General features: G+C 66.7%; 12 protein-coding genes and 1 pseudogene. 8 read left to right on the top strand and 5 right to left on the bottom strand.

Translation table 11 applies throughout. The annotated features are described in order from the left end of the window. Positions 1-152: 152 nt before the first annotated feature. On the bottom strand, positions 153-1,973 hold the full coding sequence (locus tag ABD747_RS22610) for an Hsp70 family protein (RefSeq protein ID WP_344808917.1): 1,821 nt from the start codon (positions 1,971-1,973) through the stop codon (positions 153-155). Then, positions 1,970-3,721, bottom strand: a complete 1,752-nt coding sequence (locus tag ABD747_RS22615; RefSeq protein ID WP_344808919.1) for a serine protease — start codon at positions 3,719-3,721, stop codon at positions 1,970-1,972. Before ABD747_RS22615 ends, ABD747_RS22610 begins: the two co-directional genes overlap by 4 nt. A gap of 228 nt (positions 3,722-3,949) precedes the next feature. On the opposite strand from ABD747_RS22615, the pseudogene ABD747_RS26800 reads away from it, so the two are divergent. From ABD747_RS26800 to ABD747_RS22625, 3 genes and pseudogenes are all read left to right on the top strand, one after another. After that, positions 3,950-4,243 (top strand): annotated as a pseudogene (locus ABD747_RS26800) (helix-turn-helix domain-containing protein); the annotation flags it as partial. Between the two features lie 111 nt (positions 4,244-4,354). Then, positions 4,355-6,361: an ATP-binding protein gene (locus tag ABD747_RS22620; protein WP_344808921.1), complete on the top strand. Its 2,007-nt coding sequence runs from the start codon at positions 4,355-4,357 to the stop codon at positions 6,359-6,361. A gap of 460 nt (positions 6,362-6,821) precedes the next feature. Beyond that, positions 6,822-7,049 (top strand): hypothetical protein, encoded by a 228-nt coding sequence (locus ABD747_RS22625; RefSeq protein WP_344808923.1) that lies wholly within the window; start codon positions 6,822-6,824, stop codon positions 7,047-7,049. Between the two features lie 373 nt (positions 7,050-7,422). Here ABD747_RS22625 and ABD747_RS22630 read toward each other — a convergent pair whose 3' ends face one another. After that, positions 7,423-8,937 (bottom strand): sialidase family protein, encoded by a 1,515-nt coding sequence (locus tag ABD747_RS22630; RefSeq protein WP_344808925.1) that lies wholly within the window; start codon positions 8,935-8,937, stop codon positions 7,423-7,425. Between the two features lie 431 nt (positions 8,938-9,368). Beyond that, positions 9,369-9,542, bottom strand: coding sequence for a hypothetical protein (locus ABD747_RS22635; RefSeq protein ID WP_344808927.1), 174 nt, complete (start codon positions 9,540-9,542; stop codon positions 9,369-9,371). 72 nt (positions 9,543-9,614) lie between these two features. Between ABD747_RS22635 and ABD747_RS22640 the strand changes: the two genes are divergently transcribed. Beyond that, on the top strand, positions 9,615-10,199 hold the full coding sequence (locus tag ABD747_RS22640; protein ID WP_344808929.1) for a Chromate resistance protein ChrB: 585 nt from the start codon (positions 9,615-9,617) through the stop codon (positions 10,197-10,199). Continuing rightward, positions 10,196-10,642 carry a YkvA family protein gene (locus ABD747_RS22645; RefSeq protein WP_344808931.1) on the top strand — a complete coding sequence of 149 codons (447 nt, stop codon included), beginning with the start codon at positions 10,196-10,198 and terminating at the stop codon, positions 10,640-10,642. The genes ABD747_RS22640 and ABD747_RS22645 overlap by 4 nt, the downstream gene beginning before the upstream one ends. Positions 10,643-10,700: 58 nt before the next feature. Here ABD747_RS22645 and ABD747_RS22650 read toward each other — a convergent pair whose 3' ends face one another. Then, positions 10,701-11,072: a hypothetical protein gene (locus tag ABD747_RS22650; RefSeq protein ID WP_344808933.1), complete on the bottom strand. Its 372-nt coding sequence runs from the start codon at positions 11,070-11,072 to the stop codon at positions 10,701-10,703. Positions 11,073-12,060: 988 nt separating this feature from the next. Between ABD747_RS22650 and ABD747_RS22655 the strand changes: the two genes are divergently transcribed. The 3 genes from ABD747_RS22655 to ABD747_RS22665 all read left to right on the top strand — a co-directional run. Continuing rightward, positions 12,061-12,924, top strand: coding sequence for a response regulator transcription factor (locus tag ABD747_RS22655; protein WP_344808935.1), 864 nt, complete (start codon positions 12,061-12,063; stop codon positions 12,922-12,924). A gap of 420 nt (positions 12,925-13,344) precedes the next feature. Next, positions 13,345-13,512, top strand: a complete 168-nt coding sequence (locus ABD747_RS22660; protein ID WP_344808937.1) for a hypothetical protein — start codon at positions 13,345-13,347, stop codon at positions 13,510-13,512. Positions 13,513-13,734: 222 nt separating this feature from the next. After that, a partial coding sequence (locus ABD747_RS22665; protein ID WP_344808939.1) for a hypothetical protein occupies positions 13,735-15,010 on the top strand: 1,276 nt, incomplete at its 3' end.

A 15,010-nucleotide genomic window follows, 5' to 3' on the forward strand; every position in this document is an offset into this window, starting at 1 on the left:
GTACGCAACGAGGCCGAAGACGCCGGTTCGGCGACCCGAAGGCGAAGTAGAGCGCGGTGACCAGAGCAAGCGCCAAGGTGAGCCCGGGGAGGGCGGGAGAGCCGGTGCCGGGGACCGTTGTTGCTACCTTTCGTGGCGGGGGCGTCGCCGGATCACGTGGGATGGCCGGCGGCGGCTGTTTCGGTGCCGCGGTGAGGGGTGGGTTGTAGTTCGGCGGTGGCTCCGGTTCCGGGGTCGGTGTAGGTGAGGTGCAGGAGGCCGCGGGTGGGGATGGTGATGGTGCGGCTGGCGAAGCCGAACCATTGGTTGCCGCGGGTGTAGGCGGTGCCGACCAGGTGCGGCCCGGGTCGGGTGAGCATACAGAAGCTGGCGGACCACCACAGCGGATGCGGGGTGCGGTCGAGGAAGGCGACGGGGCGGCCGGCGTTGGCGGTGGCTGAGATGGGCTGGTTGAGGGTGAGTCGAATGCCGGTGTCGGTGGGCAGGGCGCGGCCCGGGCGGTCGAGATAGCTGTGGACTTGCTCGAAACCGGCGAGCAGGTCGGCTGGGGTGAGCAGGGCGCCGGGGGTGATGAAGGTGCGGTGCAGTATGGCGGCGAAGGGTGAGCGGAGCAGGACGGCCCTGCTCTGACCGGTCCGTGGCTGGGTTCCGGTCGGGGCGCGGATGATCAGTTTCGCGAGTGGTTGTCCGACGTGGACCGGTGTGCCGGGGGTGATGGACCATTCGGCGAGGTGGGCTCGTTCGCCGGGGTTGATTCGTACCAGTTCACGGGCGGTGAGGAGAGCGTCGCGGCCTGGTAAGGGCACGCTCGAGCGGGTGGCGGGGGCCGGTCGGCGCGTCGCGGGTGTGCCGCGGCTGGCGGCGGAGGCTGGTGGGATGCGGTACCTGTCGGCGGCGATTGCGGCCCCAACGGCGACGCTGTGCGATGGGTCGCGGGGGATGACGACTTGACTTTCGACGTTCCTGGCGACGAGTTCGGCGACGAGGGGAATGCGGACCGATCCGCCGACCAGTACCAACGAGGTGAGGTCCTCGGTTGTCGCGGCGGCGCCGCGGAGGGCGCGGGTGAGGGCGCGGAGGGTGTCGCCCAGGGCAGGTTTGATCATGGCCTCGAACTCGGGTCGGGTGATCCGTACGGTGGTGACCTGGCCGGGCAGGGAGACCTCGATCGAGGCGGCCGGTTCGGTGGACAGGGTTTCCTTGGCGGCGATGCAGCGACGGCGGACCGCCGCCATGGCGGTGATCACGTCGGGGTCGTCGGAGCCGGCCAGGTCGAGCGCTTCCCGGCCGAGGGCGTGCAGGACGAAGGAGTAGATGGCCTCATCGAAGTCGATCCCGCCGAGGTGTTCGATCCCCTCGGGCGGGCCGGCCAGCTGGAACCCACCGGACCCGGAGGCCCGGAGGATGGCGGCGTCGAAGGTGCCGCCGCCAAGGTCGTAGATGCCGACCAGGGCACCTTTGCGGGCGTCGGCGCCGGCGTGCCGGATCGCGGCAGCTTCGGGTTCGGTACAGATGATGCTGCTGGGCACGTCGGCCAGCTTGATCACCTGGGTGAGCAGTTCGTGCTTGTAGGGACCCCAGTTCGCTGGGCACGTGACCGCCAAGAGATCCGGTCGGCTGCCCATCGTGTTGGTGGCCGTGGTGACGCTCCAGCGGAGGATGTGGGCCATCAGGGTTTGCGGTGAGAACGGGCGGCCGTCGACGATCAGGGGTACCGGGTCGCCGAGACGGCGTTTGAACTCGCGCGCGACCGCCGTTGGGTATTGGTGGCCCAATGTCTCGGCCGCGTCGCCCACGGTTACGGTGGCGTCGGGTGCCACGTAGACCGTGGACGGTATGTCGAGTCGGTGCTGTCCGAGCGGCATCACCCGGTACTCGCCGTGCCGGGCCACCCCGACTGCAGTGAATGTTGTCCCCAGGTCGATCCCGAGCCGGTAGCTGGTGTGAGCCGCCCCAGGAGCCTGGCTTCTCATCGGTGGAGATCTTCAGGCGAGGGGGGTTGGGTAGCGGCGTCGGGCCATGCGGCCGGCTGTGCCGGGGTGTCGGTGTCGGCCGCGGGATAGGCCGGGACGAAGTCGATCGGCCGCCACGCGGGGAAGGTGTCCGGTGCCTCGTCGTCCACCGCCTCGACATCTTGGCTGTGGGGATCCTCAACTCCTGTCATGGCCGTCGCGGCGAGGTCAACATGGGGGATGGTGGGGTTTGACGGGTCGTCGGGGCCGGGCGTGGAGGCAGGGTCCTGCTCGGGCGCCGTCGGTACGTCCCGTCCGGTGGCTTGACCGGCCGGCAGCTGGTGTGGTTGCTGTCTGGCCGGGTTGGTCCGGTGCCACCGGGCGATGACGAACGCGACCACGCTTGCACCGATGAGCAGCGCGAACGCGAGTAAGGCACCGACCGCGACGGGTGGGATCGTTGGTGGGGTTGGGGAAGTCTTGTCTCGACCGGCGGAGATGGCGGCCTGGCTGTCGGTGATGTAGGTCCCGACGTAGGCGTGGGCCGGGTACAGCGCCTGCACCGCCTTGAACTCCTCCAATGCTTTGGTGAAGTAGTCGTGGTGATAGTCGGTCAGCGCCTGGTTGTAGAGGTCGGTGGTCAGGCTCGGCTTGATGTCGAGTGCGCTGCGGCGCAGCGCTTCGCCGATCAGCCCGCCCGGCTGCACATAGTTTTGGCCGACCGGGATCCCGCGGCTGTCGACGGCGCCGGAGACGAGGATCCCGACGACCGCGCCGGCCTCGTTCAGGGCCGGGCCACCCGAACAGCCGGGGCTGGCGGCGGCGTTGGTTTGGAGCAGGTTGATTCCGCCGGTAGAGGCTTTCAGCGCAGTGACTTGGCCGCTGGACAGGGTTGGCTGCAACCGGGCCGCTTCCGACATGCCTTTGGTCCAGGTGGCGGCCGCCGGGAAGCAGTTGACGTAGATCTGTGACCCCTGGCCGGGGGCGTCGGTGGCAAGGGCCAGGGCGGGAAGCTTCGCGGCGACCCGGACGCGGAGCACGCCGATGTCCTCGCCCAACGCAGGCGCGGACCGGTAAACGACGTCGGCGGGTTGGGTCTGGCCGATCCGCGCACCGGTGACGGACGCCACGCCGAGCAGGACCGCAACGCGCGGCGGGCTGACGTTGACTTTCACCTTGGCCCGGTCGAAGGCTGCAACCGATGCGCGAATGTCGCGTTTCGTGGCCCGCGACAAGTCCCATTTTCGAAAGAGCCGCACCATCGCGTCGCCGTCGGTCTTGGCAAACGCTGCCACGCCGTCACTCACGAAGCCGTTTCGGATCGCAGGATCTGGGGTGACCACGTGCCGCGCGGTGACCACATAGCCGGTCTCGGCGGCGATGAAGCCGCTGCCCACGTACCGGCTCGACATCTTCACCGTCCGGTGACTTCCGACTGTGCGGTAGTACCGGGTCGGGTCGTCGCGGATGTGGTCGAAGACCCAGGCCGCAACCGCGCGTACGCTGACCAGTTCACCCGCCCTGGCCTTGGCGATGCCACGCTCGAACAGCTTCCAGGCGTTGTTGTTCAGGGTGACGCCGCCCAGGCTCGCACTGGCGGTGTACTCGACTGTGATGACCTGGACCGCCGGGTTCGTACGCTCCGCCACCACAGTCTCCACCGGCGGCTCCGCCGACGCCGAAGACACCACCATCAGCTGGAACCACAGGCCAGTAACAACAACTCCGAGCAAACAGGAAATTGGAGCCTTGAATGCGGGAAACGACATGGAAACTCCTTGGAACGATTCCGCGGAAGAAGACACCTTCGTCAAATTTCGAGGTTGTCGAATGCTGCTCAGCGGATGCGGCGACCGCGTCGTGCCAAGTGTGGTGCGCCGACTGGTCGGTGTGCTGGTGATCCCGGACGCGGCCAGACAGCGCCAGACACCGGCGTCCGGTCTGACACAAATGAGAATGGGCGGGAGGTTGAGAAAAGTTCTCCTACCCTTTGGCGCATGTCGCGGCGAACGGGTTCGACGCCTTCCGACGGCCCCGGCGAACCGACGACCGGTTGGGACCGGTCAGCGCTCCTGGACGTCACGACCCAACCCGCACTGGCAGAATTGCTGCGGCAGCTGCGCCGGCGTGACGCGCGCCGGCGCGGCGACTCGGAGCTGACCTATCGGGAGTTAGCGGCCCGCACCGGCTGGTCACATGCCGTGATCGGGGAGTACTTCACCGGACGCGCATTGCCGCCGACCGACCGATTCGACGAGTTGGTCCGCCTGCTCGGGGCGTCACCGGCCGAGGCCGGTGCGTTGGGCACCATCCGTGACCGAGTCGAGGAGGGTCGACGAGCGGACCGTCAGCCGGCCGCCGGAGGAACGGCTCCCGCCGCAGGCCGCTCTGTGCCCGGGCAGTTGCCGGCCGACGTCGCAGGCTTCACCGGCCGAGCTTCCCAGCTCGCCGGATTGAACCGACTGCTCGACCATCCCGCCGGCGGGGTGGTTGTTGTCGCGATGTCGGGAACCGCGGGGGTGGGCAAAACCGCGCTCGCGGTGCATTGGGCCCACCGGGTACGGGACCGGTTCCCTGACGGCCAGCTGTATGTCAACCTGCGCGGCTTTGATCCGGGCGGATCAGTAATGCACCCGGCCGAGGCGCTCCGCGGCTTCCTGGACGTACTGGATGTGCCGCCGAAACGGATCCCGGTCGGCCTGGACGCCCAAGCTGCGCTGTATCGGAGCTTGCTGGCGGGGCGGCGGATGGTCATCGTGGCCGACAATGCCCGGGATGCCGATCAGGTACGCCCGTTGCTGCCCGGCGCGCCCGGCTGCCTGGTCGTGGTCACCAGCCGTGATCAGCTGACCAGTCTGGTCGCCGGCGGAGCTCACCCACTGATACTTGATCTGCTGACCCCGCCCGAAGCCCAGGACCTGTTGGGACGCCGCCTCGGCGCCGACCGGGTCGCTGCCGAGCCCCAGGCAGCCGAGGAGATCATCACCCGCTGTGCACGGCTGCCGCTGGCACTGGCGATCGTGGCAGCCCGAGGCGCCAGCCACCCCCAATTCCCCTTGGCCGCCCTCGCCGGTGAGCTGCGTGACGCCCGGGCCCGACTGGATGCGCTGTCCACAGGTGACACGGTCGCCAACGTCCGTGCCGTCTTCTCCTGGTCCTACCAGACCCTCGACGCCGACACCGCCGCCGTGTTTCGGCTGCTCAGCGTCCACCCCGGGCCGGACATCTCCACGCCGGCCGCCGCCAGCCTCACCGGCCTATCCCTTGACCGGGCGCGCCGTCTCCTCACCGGCCTCGCCCAAACGCATCTGGTCGCTGAGAACACCCCCGGCCGCTACAGCCTCCACGACCTGCTCCGCGTCTACGCCACCGAGCAAAGCCGTGCCGGCCACACCGCCGAGCAAAGGCACGAGGCGGCGGGCCGCCTGCTCGACCATTACCTGCACACCGCCAGCCGTGCCGACACCCTGCTCCACCCACACCGCGACCCCATCACCCTGGCCCCCGCCCGCCACGGCGTCAGCCCCGAGAGTCCAGCGGACCCGGGTCAGGCGCTGGCCTGGTTCCGCACCGAACATCCCGTTCTCCTCGCCGCCATGGACCTGGCCGTGACAGGTCGGTACGACGTCCACACCTGGCAGCTGGCCTGGGCACTCGCTGTTTTTCTCCACCGTCAAGGACACTGGCATGACTGGGCGATCACCCAGGCCGCCGGACAGGCCGCCGCGGAACGGTTGGGCGACCGGCTCGCCCTCGCACATGCCCGCCGCGGCCTCGGCTGGGCCTACACCGACCTTGGACGATACGAGGAAGCGGCCACCGCCCTGGCTGGTGCCCTCGATCTCTACCGGGAACTCGCCGATCACGTCGGGCAGGCCCGCACCCACCTCACCCTCGGCCGAGTCGCCGAAGGGCAGCTCCGATACCAAGCCGCCCTCGACCACAACCAGTTGGCTCTCGACTTCTTCCGCGGAGCCGACCATCACATCGGGCAGGCCATGGCCCTGAACAACATTGGCTGGTACGCCGCACAACTGGGCCATCACGAACAAGCCCTGAAATCCTGCCAACAAGCCCTCATAATCCAACAACAACTCGGTGACCAAGCCGGGCAGGCCAACACCTGGGACAGCCTCGGATTCGCCCACCACAACCTCAGCCGGCACGACCAGGCCATCGCCTGCTACCAGCACGCCGCCGACCTGTTCCGCGACATCGCCGACCGGCACAGCGAAGCAGAAATCCTCACCCGCCTCGGCGACGCACAACTCGCAGCCGGCCAGACCGCACACGCCCGAGCAACCTGGGAACAGGCCGTCGCCATCCTCGACCAACTCGACAACCCCGACACCGGCCAACTACGCGAACGCATCCAACAAATCGACCAACACCAACGCCGTCTCACCTAGACCCGACCGCTAGGCCAGCCGCGCGAAAGATGTCCCACCACGGATTCAGTGGAGGATCGCTGCCGGAAGCGGATCATCTGTCAGCAGCTGGCCGGAGCGCGACGATCGCCAGCGTCACGACTTACTGCGGCTGCCCAGATGCGCTGCCCGCGCTTGACGTTCGACGGTACGACGCATGGAGACTCAAGCGTCGCAATATTACTGACGATTATGGACTCTCGAATCGTGAGTAGTAATCGCTAGAGCGAGGTCCGTGTCCGACCAGCTGGAGCCCCGCGGCACTGACGCGATTTCCCGGGGTCGACCTGGCGGCCGAGCAGCAGCTCAGCGATGACGAGGCCCGCTACGCCCCAGGCCGCCAGGTGCGCGAACACGCTCCATGACCTCGCGAAGTTCGCATTCGTCGTGCCCGGCGCGATCAGCGGCTGAACGGGACGTGCCGCTGGCCGCAAAGATCACGGTGACGAAGGATTCTGACCAGACCGTGGTCAGCACGGTGCAGTCCGGCGAGGACGGCCGGTACCGCCTCACCCTCGCCCCCGGGGCGTACACCCTGCACGCAGACAACCTCACCGGCAACCTCCTACCGCGCGGCACCACCGTTCCGGTCCGCATCGACCAAGGACAGTTCCAAACCGTCGAGTTGAAGTTCGACTCCGGCATCCGCGGCATGCAAACCGGCGGATAACACAAACGCCTCAAATGGAGAAATGGCTGCCACCGGGTGTAGAAAAAGAACATCACTGGCGCCCGTTCGCGGCTGTCCTCGACCCAGCGGTGATAACACAAAGCAGGTGTAAGTCGGCCCGCACGACGACGTCGCTCGTGAACGCTTACTTACACCCTGAATTGTGGAAGGGTCCGTTTGGTTCAGCGGAGTGTTTGGCTCAGTTCCGGCCGGAGACCATGCACGGTTAATACTGGACGGCTACCGCGCACTGCGGGTTACCGAATGCGGGACACAGCTCGGCCATTCGAATGCCTTCTGCGACACCACGCAGCAGGCGACTGTGCCGGACAGACCCGGCCCAGTCTGAACCGTCGGGACGCCGGCTCGACCCTCAGGGCCGGGTGACCGCGGCTTTGGCGTCCGGTGGCGCTGCGACCTGGATCGGGCTGCGGTTGGTGTCGAAGCTGGCTCCGTAGATCACCTGGTGATAGGTGGCGCCGGTGGTGGGTGGCTTGCTGGAGACCGCCCAGACGGCGTAGAGGCGGCCCTTGGTTATGGCGGTTCCGATGTAGTCGCCGGGGAAGATGCCTCCCGCGACGGCGGCGTAGGCGTAGTTGGTCTGCGGTCCGATCGGAGTCGGTTGCAGGAAGTGCCGCCCGCCGTCACGGGAGGTGGCCACGAACTGGCGGCCGAAGCGGCCGGTGCTGGTCGCGGCGTTGGTCAACCCGTACGCGACCGAGACCGTCCCATTGTAGGCCGACACGTCCGAGCTGACTCCGAGCAGGGACTTGTCGGCACGGTTGACGACGACCGGTGCCGACCAGCGCTTCCCGTCGTCGGACGAAGACAACTTGATCTTGGTCGGGTCGACGGAGTTCCAGCTCGCAAAGAGCCGGCCGGTCACCGGGTCGGCGACCGCGGACGGCAGGCAGCAGCGGATGTCGGGCGGTCCGTCGCCGAGGTCCCGGGTGATCGTGCCGCCCGGTGACCAGGTGTCGCCGCCGTCGCTCGAGCGCACGGTGACGAGGGCGGGGTAGGTCGAGGCAGCCGTTGCCTTCGGGGTTGTGGTCCGTGGCGTCGGACCTGTCTTCCGGTGGGTGGCCCGTGCCTCGGCCGCCTCCGGGCCCTCGGCGGAGCCGTTCGGGCCGTAGTCGATGTAGGAGTCGACGATCGTCCCGTTGGGTTTGAGCATCGGCTGGGAGTTCTGGGTGTTCGCGTGTGGGGGACTGACGTTGACCGGCGCGCTCCAGGTCGCGCCGGCGTCGTCTGAGTAGACCAGCGCCTGCGGAGACCCGTCGGCGTTGCCGAACATGTCGGTCAGGAACGGCGTCCAGAACTGGTAGAGCCTGCCCCGGTGCGGGCTGGTCGGGCCGTTGTCGACCACGAGCCAGTTCTTGTCGTCGGAGATGTCGCAGCTGGCGGAGCGGTGTGCGACGGTCGGCTTCGCGAAGGTCTTGCCGCCGTCGACGCTCTTGGACACCAGCACACCGCTGTCACAACCGGTGTTGAACACCAGGGTCGACACGTACACGACACCGTTCGGACCGAACGCGACGACCGGGTCGCTGGCTCGTTCCCAGATCCTGGCGCCGCCGGTTGCCGCGGTCACCCCGGGCAACGGTCGGTGATGCCACGTCGCGCCGCCGTCGTGGGTCCAGCTGGTCTCGATGCCGACCGCCCCACCGTCGGGGTAGCGGCCATCGTGCGCAACCGCGACCGCGATGTTCCCATTGACTGGTGAGACGCCCACGTCGGGCTCGACCAGGGTGTCGGGTTCGGAGCCGGGCAGCGCCGGCACGTCTTGCCGCGCGATCTGGCCCACGTGCAGGACCGAGGGCGGACCGGGTACGAGCGCGTCGGCCGGCGACCCGGACAGTGATGCGGCAACCAGCCCCGCCGCCACCACCAGCCCGCTCGTCCTGATCCACCTTCCGCTCCGATGCTGTCGGCTGACTGGACCCGGCGACGAGATTGGCTGCAGCATCGAGATCGCGACCTCCCAGGAAGAATGCGGCCCTCGTAGTCTTTACCGCGCCCACCCCACTCCGCCAGTACGCATCGCGCATTCATCCAGCTGAGTGGGCGAGAGTGGGTCATCGTCCGCCGGTATTGCCGGACAGAACCAACGCTGAGTGTGCTGGGCGGCTCGGATGAGGCATCAGAATGGCAGCCTGCCGTGCGCCGGCGTTGGGTCTATTGCTGGTAACAGCACCTATTCGAAGTTGACGAGTGCTCCTCCGGGAGGCCATCTCAACGGCCGTCACTGTGGAGGACCCGTCTTACGAGGCGCACGCAGAAGTCACCGCTGCTGTAAACCCCGCCAGCCGCAGCCCCCGGCTATCGGTATTGGTCGTCTTCATCCTGGCGGCGGTCGGTCCGGCCGCGACGGTGGCGTTGCGGGTCGGGGCCCGTGCTCAGGCTGGACTCAAGCCAGGTGAGGAGGATGAGCAGCAGAGTGATTGCGAGGAGGATGCCGCCGATCATCTCGAACGCCTCGTCGACGCCGTTCATCCGGGGATTCTCCTGACATGTGACGGGCCATTGCGGGGGCCAGCGTAACCCGGCCGGTGTAACGTTTGTTTCATGGTGGACGTGTCGGAGTGGTTGCTGGTCAGCGCCTCGACGGCCAAGTCCACGACGCTGCGGGTGTTCGTCTGGCGGCAGCTGCGCCGCCTCGGCGCCGTCCATTTAGGGCCGTCGGTGTGCCTGGTGCCGAAGCTGCCCACGGTGAGCGAGGCGGTGACGCGGATGGTCAACAGGGTCAGCGCGGACGGGGGGAGGGCCAGGGTCTTTGTTGTCACTCTCACCGCTGAGGATGCCGAGCAGGTGATGGCGGAGCAGCGGGCCGATCGTGACCGGGAGTACGCCGAGGTGCTGGACCGGGTTCCTGCGTTTCTGGCCGAGATCGAAATGGAGACCGAACGGGGTCGGGCGACCTATACCGAGGTCGAGGAGTCCGAGGCAGACCTGGGACGTTTCGAACGGTGGCTGGACTCGATCCGATCGCGGGACTATTTCGATGCTCCGGGTTCCGCCCGAACGGTGGCGGCCGTCGAAGGCTGCCGGGCCGCACTGGCCGATTTCGAAGCCAAGGCGGTGGTCGCCGACACCGCCCTCGACGAGGATCGCCTCGCAGCGGACGACCCGCCGGTGAAGGGAATCACATGACGGGGCGGTGGTGGCTCGACGCGGCGATCGGTGCCGCGGCTGCACTGCTGGTCTGTTGGCTGTTGCTGATCGCGGTCCTGCTCCGGGGCAAGCGCCGCCACGGCGCCACCGGAACCGAGGCGTTGCGGCTGCTGCCGGACCTGATTCGCCTGCTGCGCCGGGTGGCCAGCGATCGTTCCCTCCCCGTCGGGGTGCGGGTGCGGATCTGGGGACTGGTGGCATACCTGGCGTCGCCGATCGATCTGGTGCCCGACTTCATCCCCATGATCGGGTTCGCCGACGATGCGATCATCACTGTCCTCGTGCTGCGCAGCGTGGTGCGTCGGATCGGCCTTGACGGTTTGCGCGGCCACTGGCCCGGCACCGAACAAGGGTTCCAGGCGCTGTCTGAGCTTGCGGGCATGAGCCACAAGCCCAGCGGCACGCCCAGCCATCGCCGTTAGCGTTCGGGCTGGCCGGACGCGCGCCAGCGCAACGCTGTCAGGATCGTCGACCGAGCTGTCAGGATCGTCGACCGACTCCGAAGATGTGTCGAACAGGCAGTAGCAGGCCAGCAAGGGACAGCACAATGAACGCGATCTGGTGGATGTGGTCCTTGCCCGGCGGCAGTCCATTCACCAGATGCACGGTCCAGAAGATCGGATAGAACCACAGAACCGACCACGCCCAGACCTCGCGCCGGCGAAACGGGATCAGCGCAATCAGACCGCCGAACAGCCCCAGACCGATCGAGGCCAGTCCGGTGGCCCGGATCAACAGGTTGCTGCCGACCATCCGCGGCAGCACGGTGACGATTCCGAACGCTAGGATCCCGACGCTCACCACGACCAGGCAGAGGCAGGCAACTCGCATCAGCACACTCGCGCGTTCCACTCAGCGAACATATTGCGTGATGACGATGGCCATCCAAGCGACGCATCTGCCAGGGCCCCAAATCTCTGCCCTGACGGTGACTCACGTCTCCGCGATATTGCCAGTGCGCACTGTTGGGGTAGATGGCGTAATCAGCGCCGGCGTTCCTCGCGTGACGGGCGGCGGTGCCGCGTTCGGCGCCAAGTCCGTCGGCGAGGATCGCCGCGGGCGCTTGCAGAACCATCTCCCGCCATGCGGTACTGCGGGCGGATCGGGCGGACAGACCTACCTTTTTCACCATCCTGCGGCACGCCGTGGAGTGCGACGTCAGGGTTTGGCGATGCAGAAACCACATTCTGTATTACTCACGATTATGGACACTCGAATCGTGAGTAATAGCGCATCATCCCTGGTCAGAGGCCCTCTTCCGCGCTGGCCCGTGGAAGAGCTCGGGATCGCGGTCAATGCTCCTCGACCTGGACGGTGTCGGGCGGAGCTGTTCGGCCAAGGTCTTGCCCGGCTGGCCCTTGAGCGGTTCGCGTAGCAGCGCGGCCAGTTCTTGTGGTCGGGTAGGTGGAGCGCGGCCAGGCAGGCTGGCTGATCCCTAGCGGCGACGGTCTGTACAAGCAGATGGTGCCGGAAAGGCCCGCCACCTACGACGCCGCCGACGCCGCCCTCCGTCGGGATGCGGGGACCGAGGCTGGGGGAGTAGTCAGCGTCCAGCGCCCACTGCGGTAGTCAGGTCGACTTCGTCCTCACGCGGCCAGGCGATGCTCGACCGTGCTCGCGCCCAGTCCGGCCAGCACGTCGGCAACGCAACGCGACCCAGTTGTGGCCCGTCCAACAGTCGGGCTCGCGGATGGGTCTAGCGCAGCGGCGGCTGGGCGACCCCCTCGCGGCGGCGTGAGCGCCCGAGGAGTTGAACTCATTGTTCGGCCTCGGTCGAAACAAACCTCGCCTACTCTTAAGCCCACTCATGGAGAGGGGAAGTCAGGTGCCAACTTGCAAGGTGTCGGACCTGCTACAGGACATCGTCGAGGAAGCTACGGCAACGTCCTGGGACGTATATCCCGAGGTGGCGGGATCGAGTTTGCAGCGGATCTTCCGGGGCTCCGTGGCCATGTTCGTCTCCGAGGACGCCGGCGTCGCGAGACGTCGCACGTTCCGTATCGCGGGCGAGCGAGTGCCCCCGTGGCGGCCACAGGTACTGGGTGAGGTCGTTTCGGAACATCCGATGATTCGCAGCCACGGCGTTCGGGGCGCGTCCCTGACGCCGCGCCGCATGTCCGACATCATTTCGCAGCGCGCCTTCGAACGGACCAGGACCTATCAGCAGTTGTTCCGGCCGACCGGCATGCGGTACCAGATGACCATAGTTACCCGAAATATCAGCGGGAACCGTGGCCGCACCTGGGTGCTGGAACGCGACGGCCGCGATTTCAGCGACGCTGAGCTCGATACCGCGCGGCGACTGCAGGACCTTCTCGTAGTACTGGACAGTTTGGCGCAGCGCCTGGCCGGCCATGGCTCTTCCTCGAGTGCGAAGATGGAACGCGGTCCCGCGGTGGATCCATCACTCGGCGCGTTCGACCGGCTGAATGATGGTGGCCAGGACAAGGCTGCCGCGGACGTCGCCATGTCACCAGGGCTCGCCGCGACCGAGCGGCATTTGTTGACTGACCGGGAGGTGCAGGTCCTCTCGCTGGCCGCCGATGGGCTTACCGCGGGGGCGATAGGCCGTGTCCTGGGCATCAGCTCACGAACCGTCAGTAAGCATCTCGACCATACCTACAGCAAGCTGGGTAGCCGTGGCCGGATACTTGCGGTCCGCCGAGCGGAGACGCTCGGGTTGCTGAACCCGAAATCGGCGTGATCCAACGCCGAAATGGCGCGGCGCAGCGCGCCGACGCATCCGAGGTCGTGGTCCGAGGTCGTCCGCAAATCGCTGTAAACAGTGCAGTTCGTCGACGGCTCGACGGCGGGCCAAGTGTTCGGGGCGGACGCGCGTCAACGCGCCCGACTTGACCTTGACCCCGATCGGTGCCTGGCGTGGCTGGTGCCATCCGAGGGTCCTTGCACTTCTCGTTCGCGGACGGTCCACGCGATCAATCGGCCGACAGCCAGACAGCTGACGATCAGCCAGTATGCGCACTTGTGCGTATGGACTGGTTGGAGCGGGTTACGGCAGATTTTGCCCATGTGGCGCCGGGTTCGGGAAGGAGAAAAAGTCATGCGCGTTCTCCGAGGAAGATATTGGGCTTACGCGCTACTCAGCGGACTATCTCTTTGTCTGATGATCGTCACGCTCGTCTCCCGCGATTGGCTTGAAGCGTTACTTCGGATCAATCCCGACGCTGGTAGCGGCGCAGTCGAATGGGTAATTGTTCTATCGCTTGCCGTAAGCGCGGGCCTGCTGGCATGGGCCGCGCGCCGCGAGTGGCGGAGCGCTGCATCGATCTGAGCTAGGACCGTATCTTGGTGCCAGCATCGGCAAGCGGTTCATCGAGGAACCGGACATCTTAGACACATGCCCAATCCGCACGCACGTCGACAGAGTGGGGCAAAGATGGAGCGAAACGCGGAGGGTCGTGTCGCACACGCGGCCCTCATCAAAGAGGTGTCCCATGGGGACATCTATCTAGCTTACGGCGACACAAAGTTTCGGATCCCTAACCCCGAGCGAATGAGTGCAATGGGTTTGCGTCAGGAGAAGGTCGAATCCGTCCCGGACGGCAGCGTGAGCGACCTGATCACGGTTGAGCTCGGCGCCGGTCCCGCGGTACGGGCATCAGATGTATTCTTCACCAGTAATCCCAACGATGGCTCCAAAGACCCCGCGGCCAAAGTCCGCGATCATGTTCTTCTCGCCGGCTGGCTTCTGGAAAATCCGGGGTGGAACTATCCTTTCAGTACGCAGGAGGATCCGTCCTCCAGCGCTCCGTGGGTGGAGGACATTCACTATCGCCTCCTTCTCGATGCAGATTTCGTCGACCACATGTACGGTCCCGACGGCCTGAGCACCGCCCTGCTCGGCGCGAAGCTACCGGGCAATCTGTACGATCCCCAAAACATTCCCCACCCGCTCCCTTTCGGCGACATTCCACCAGACGCGACCGGAGCCCGCTATGCCACTGTCGGCGCCTTCCATCTACCAGCGGCCGACACCTGGCAGGGACAGCCGACCCTCCAGATCGAGCTCAACTGCTGGCACACCAGGCCTGAAATTGGACCGATGAGGGACCTCACTCACCCGTATCAGATCGACGGCCGAGGAGCCGCACCCCCCGGCTGGGTTCACGTCTGGCAAGACACTATTCATCACGGATGGAAGGGCGTCGTGCCATGGCAGGGAGTGGTCGACGACTGCTGGTGGCCATTCAATCCCAACAATCCCGACAACCAACACGGCTGGCTTCTGGCCGGCGCCGGCGTGATGGTATGCGGCTCCCTGTGGCAGGACCATGAGCACGACCCTGGTCCGAACTGGTGGGAGCGAGTATGGCCCGGCCAGGGAGGCTGGCTCGAGATGCACCCGCCGGACTGGATCCATCGCTTCGTTGTCCCCGCAGGGCCTAGTCGCACGGCGTGCCGCGCGACGGGGGTGAACGTGTCAAAGGAGTACTCCCAGCAGATCACGGCCACCATGACATCCGTCACGCCCTGGGCCCCCCACGGCCGCGACGTGGTGCTCGAGGCACTGCCAGATGAGGTGATTGACGCCCGGTTCCTCACGACACAAGATGCGGATCACTTCACTGAGCGGCATGTGACGGCCACCGGGGACAACAAGGCCTGCACCGTGAACGTCGTCCTGCACCCGCGCACCGGGCATGACGGGGGCCTCTTCGCTGCAACCTACCGAGCTGGCTGGAAGACCCAAGTCCAGCACGCCAACGGACACCTGTGGCACACCATCCGCCGACCCGACGGCTCCTGGTCCGGCCTCGGAGACGTCAACG

This window comes from Microlunatus ginsengisoli (assembly GCF_039537205.1).
Taxonomy (GTDB): Bacteria; Actinomycetota; Actinomycetes; order Propionibacteriales; family Propionibacteriaceae; genus Microlunatus; species Microlunatus ginsengisoli.

Bases quoted from the DNA above. Each gene is read 5' to 3' on its own strand.
- ABD747_RS22610 (WP_344808917.1), bottom strand. From the start codon at position 1,973: ATGAGAAGCCAGGCTCCTGGGGCGGCTCACACCAGCTACCGGCTCGGG.
- ABD747_RS22615 (WP_344808919.1), bottom strand. From the start codon at position 3,721: ATGTCGTTTCCCGCATTCAAGGCTCCAATTTCCTGTTTGCTCGGAGTT.
- ABD747_RS22635 (WP_344808927.1), bottom strand. From the start codon at position 9,542: ATGAACGGCGTCGACGAGGCGTTCGAGATGATCGGCGGCATCCTCCTC.
- ABD747_RS22640 (WP_344808929.1), top strand. From the start codon at position 9,615: ATGGTGGACGTGTCGGAGTGGTTGCTGGTCAGCGCCTCGACGGCCAAG.
- ABD747_RS22645 (WP_344808931.1), top strand. From the start codon at position 10,196: ATGACGGGGCGGTGGTGGCTCGACGCGGCGATCGGTGCCGCGGCTGCA.
- ABD747_RS22660 (WP_344808937.1), top strand. From the start codon at position 13,345: ATGATCGTCACGCTCGTCTCCCGCGATTGGCTTGAAGCGTTACTTCGG.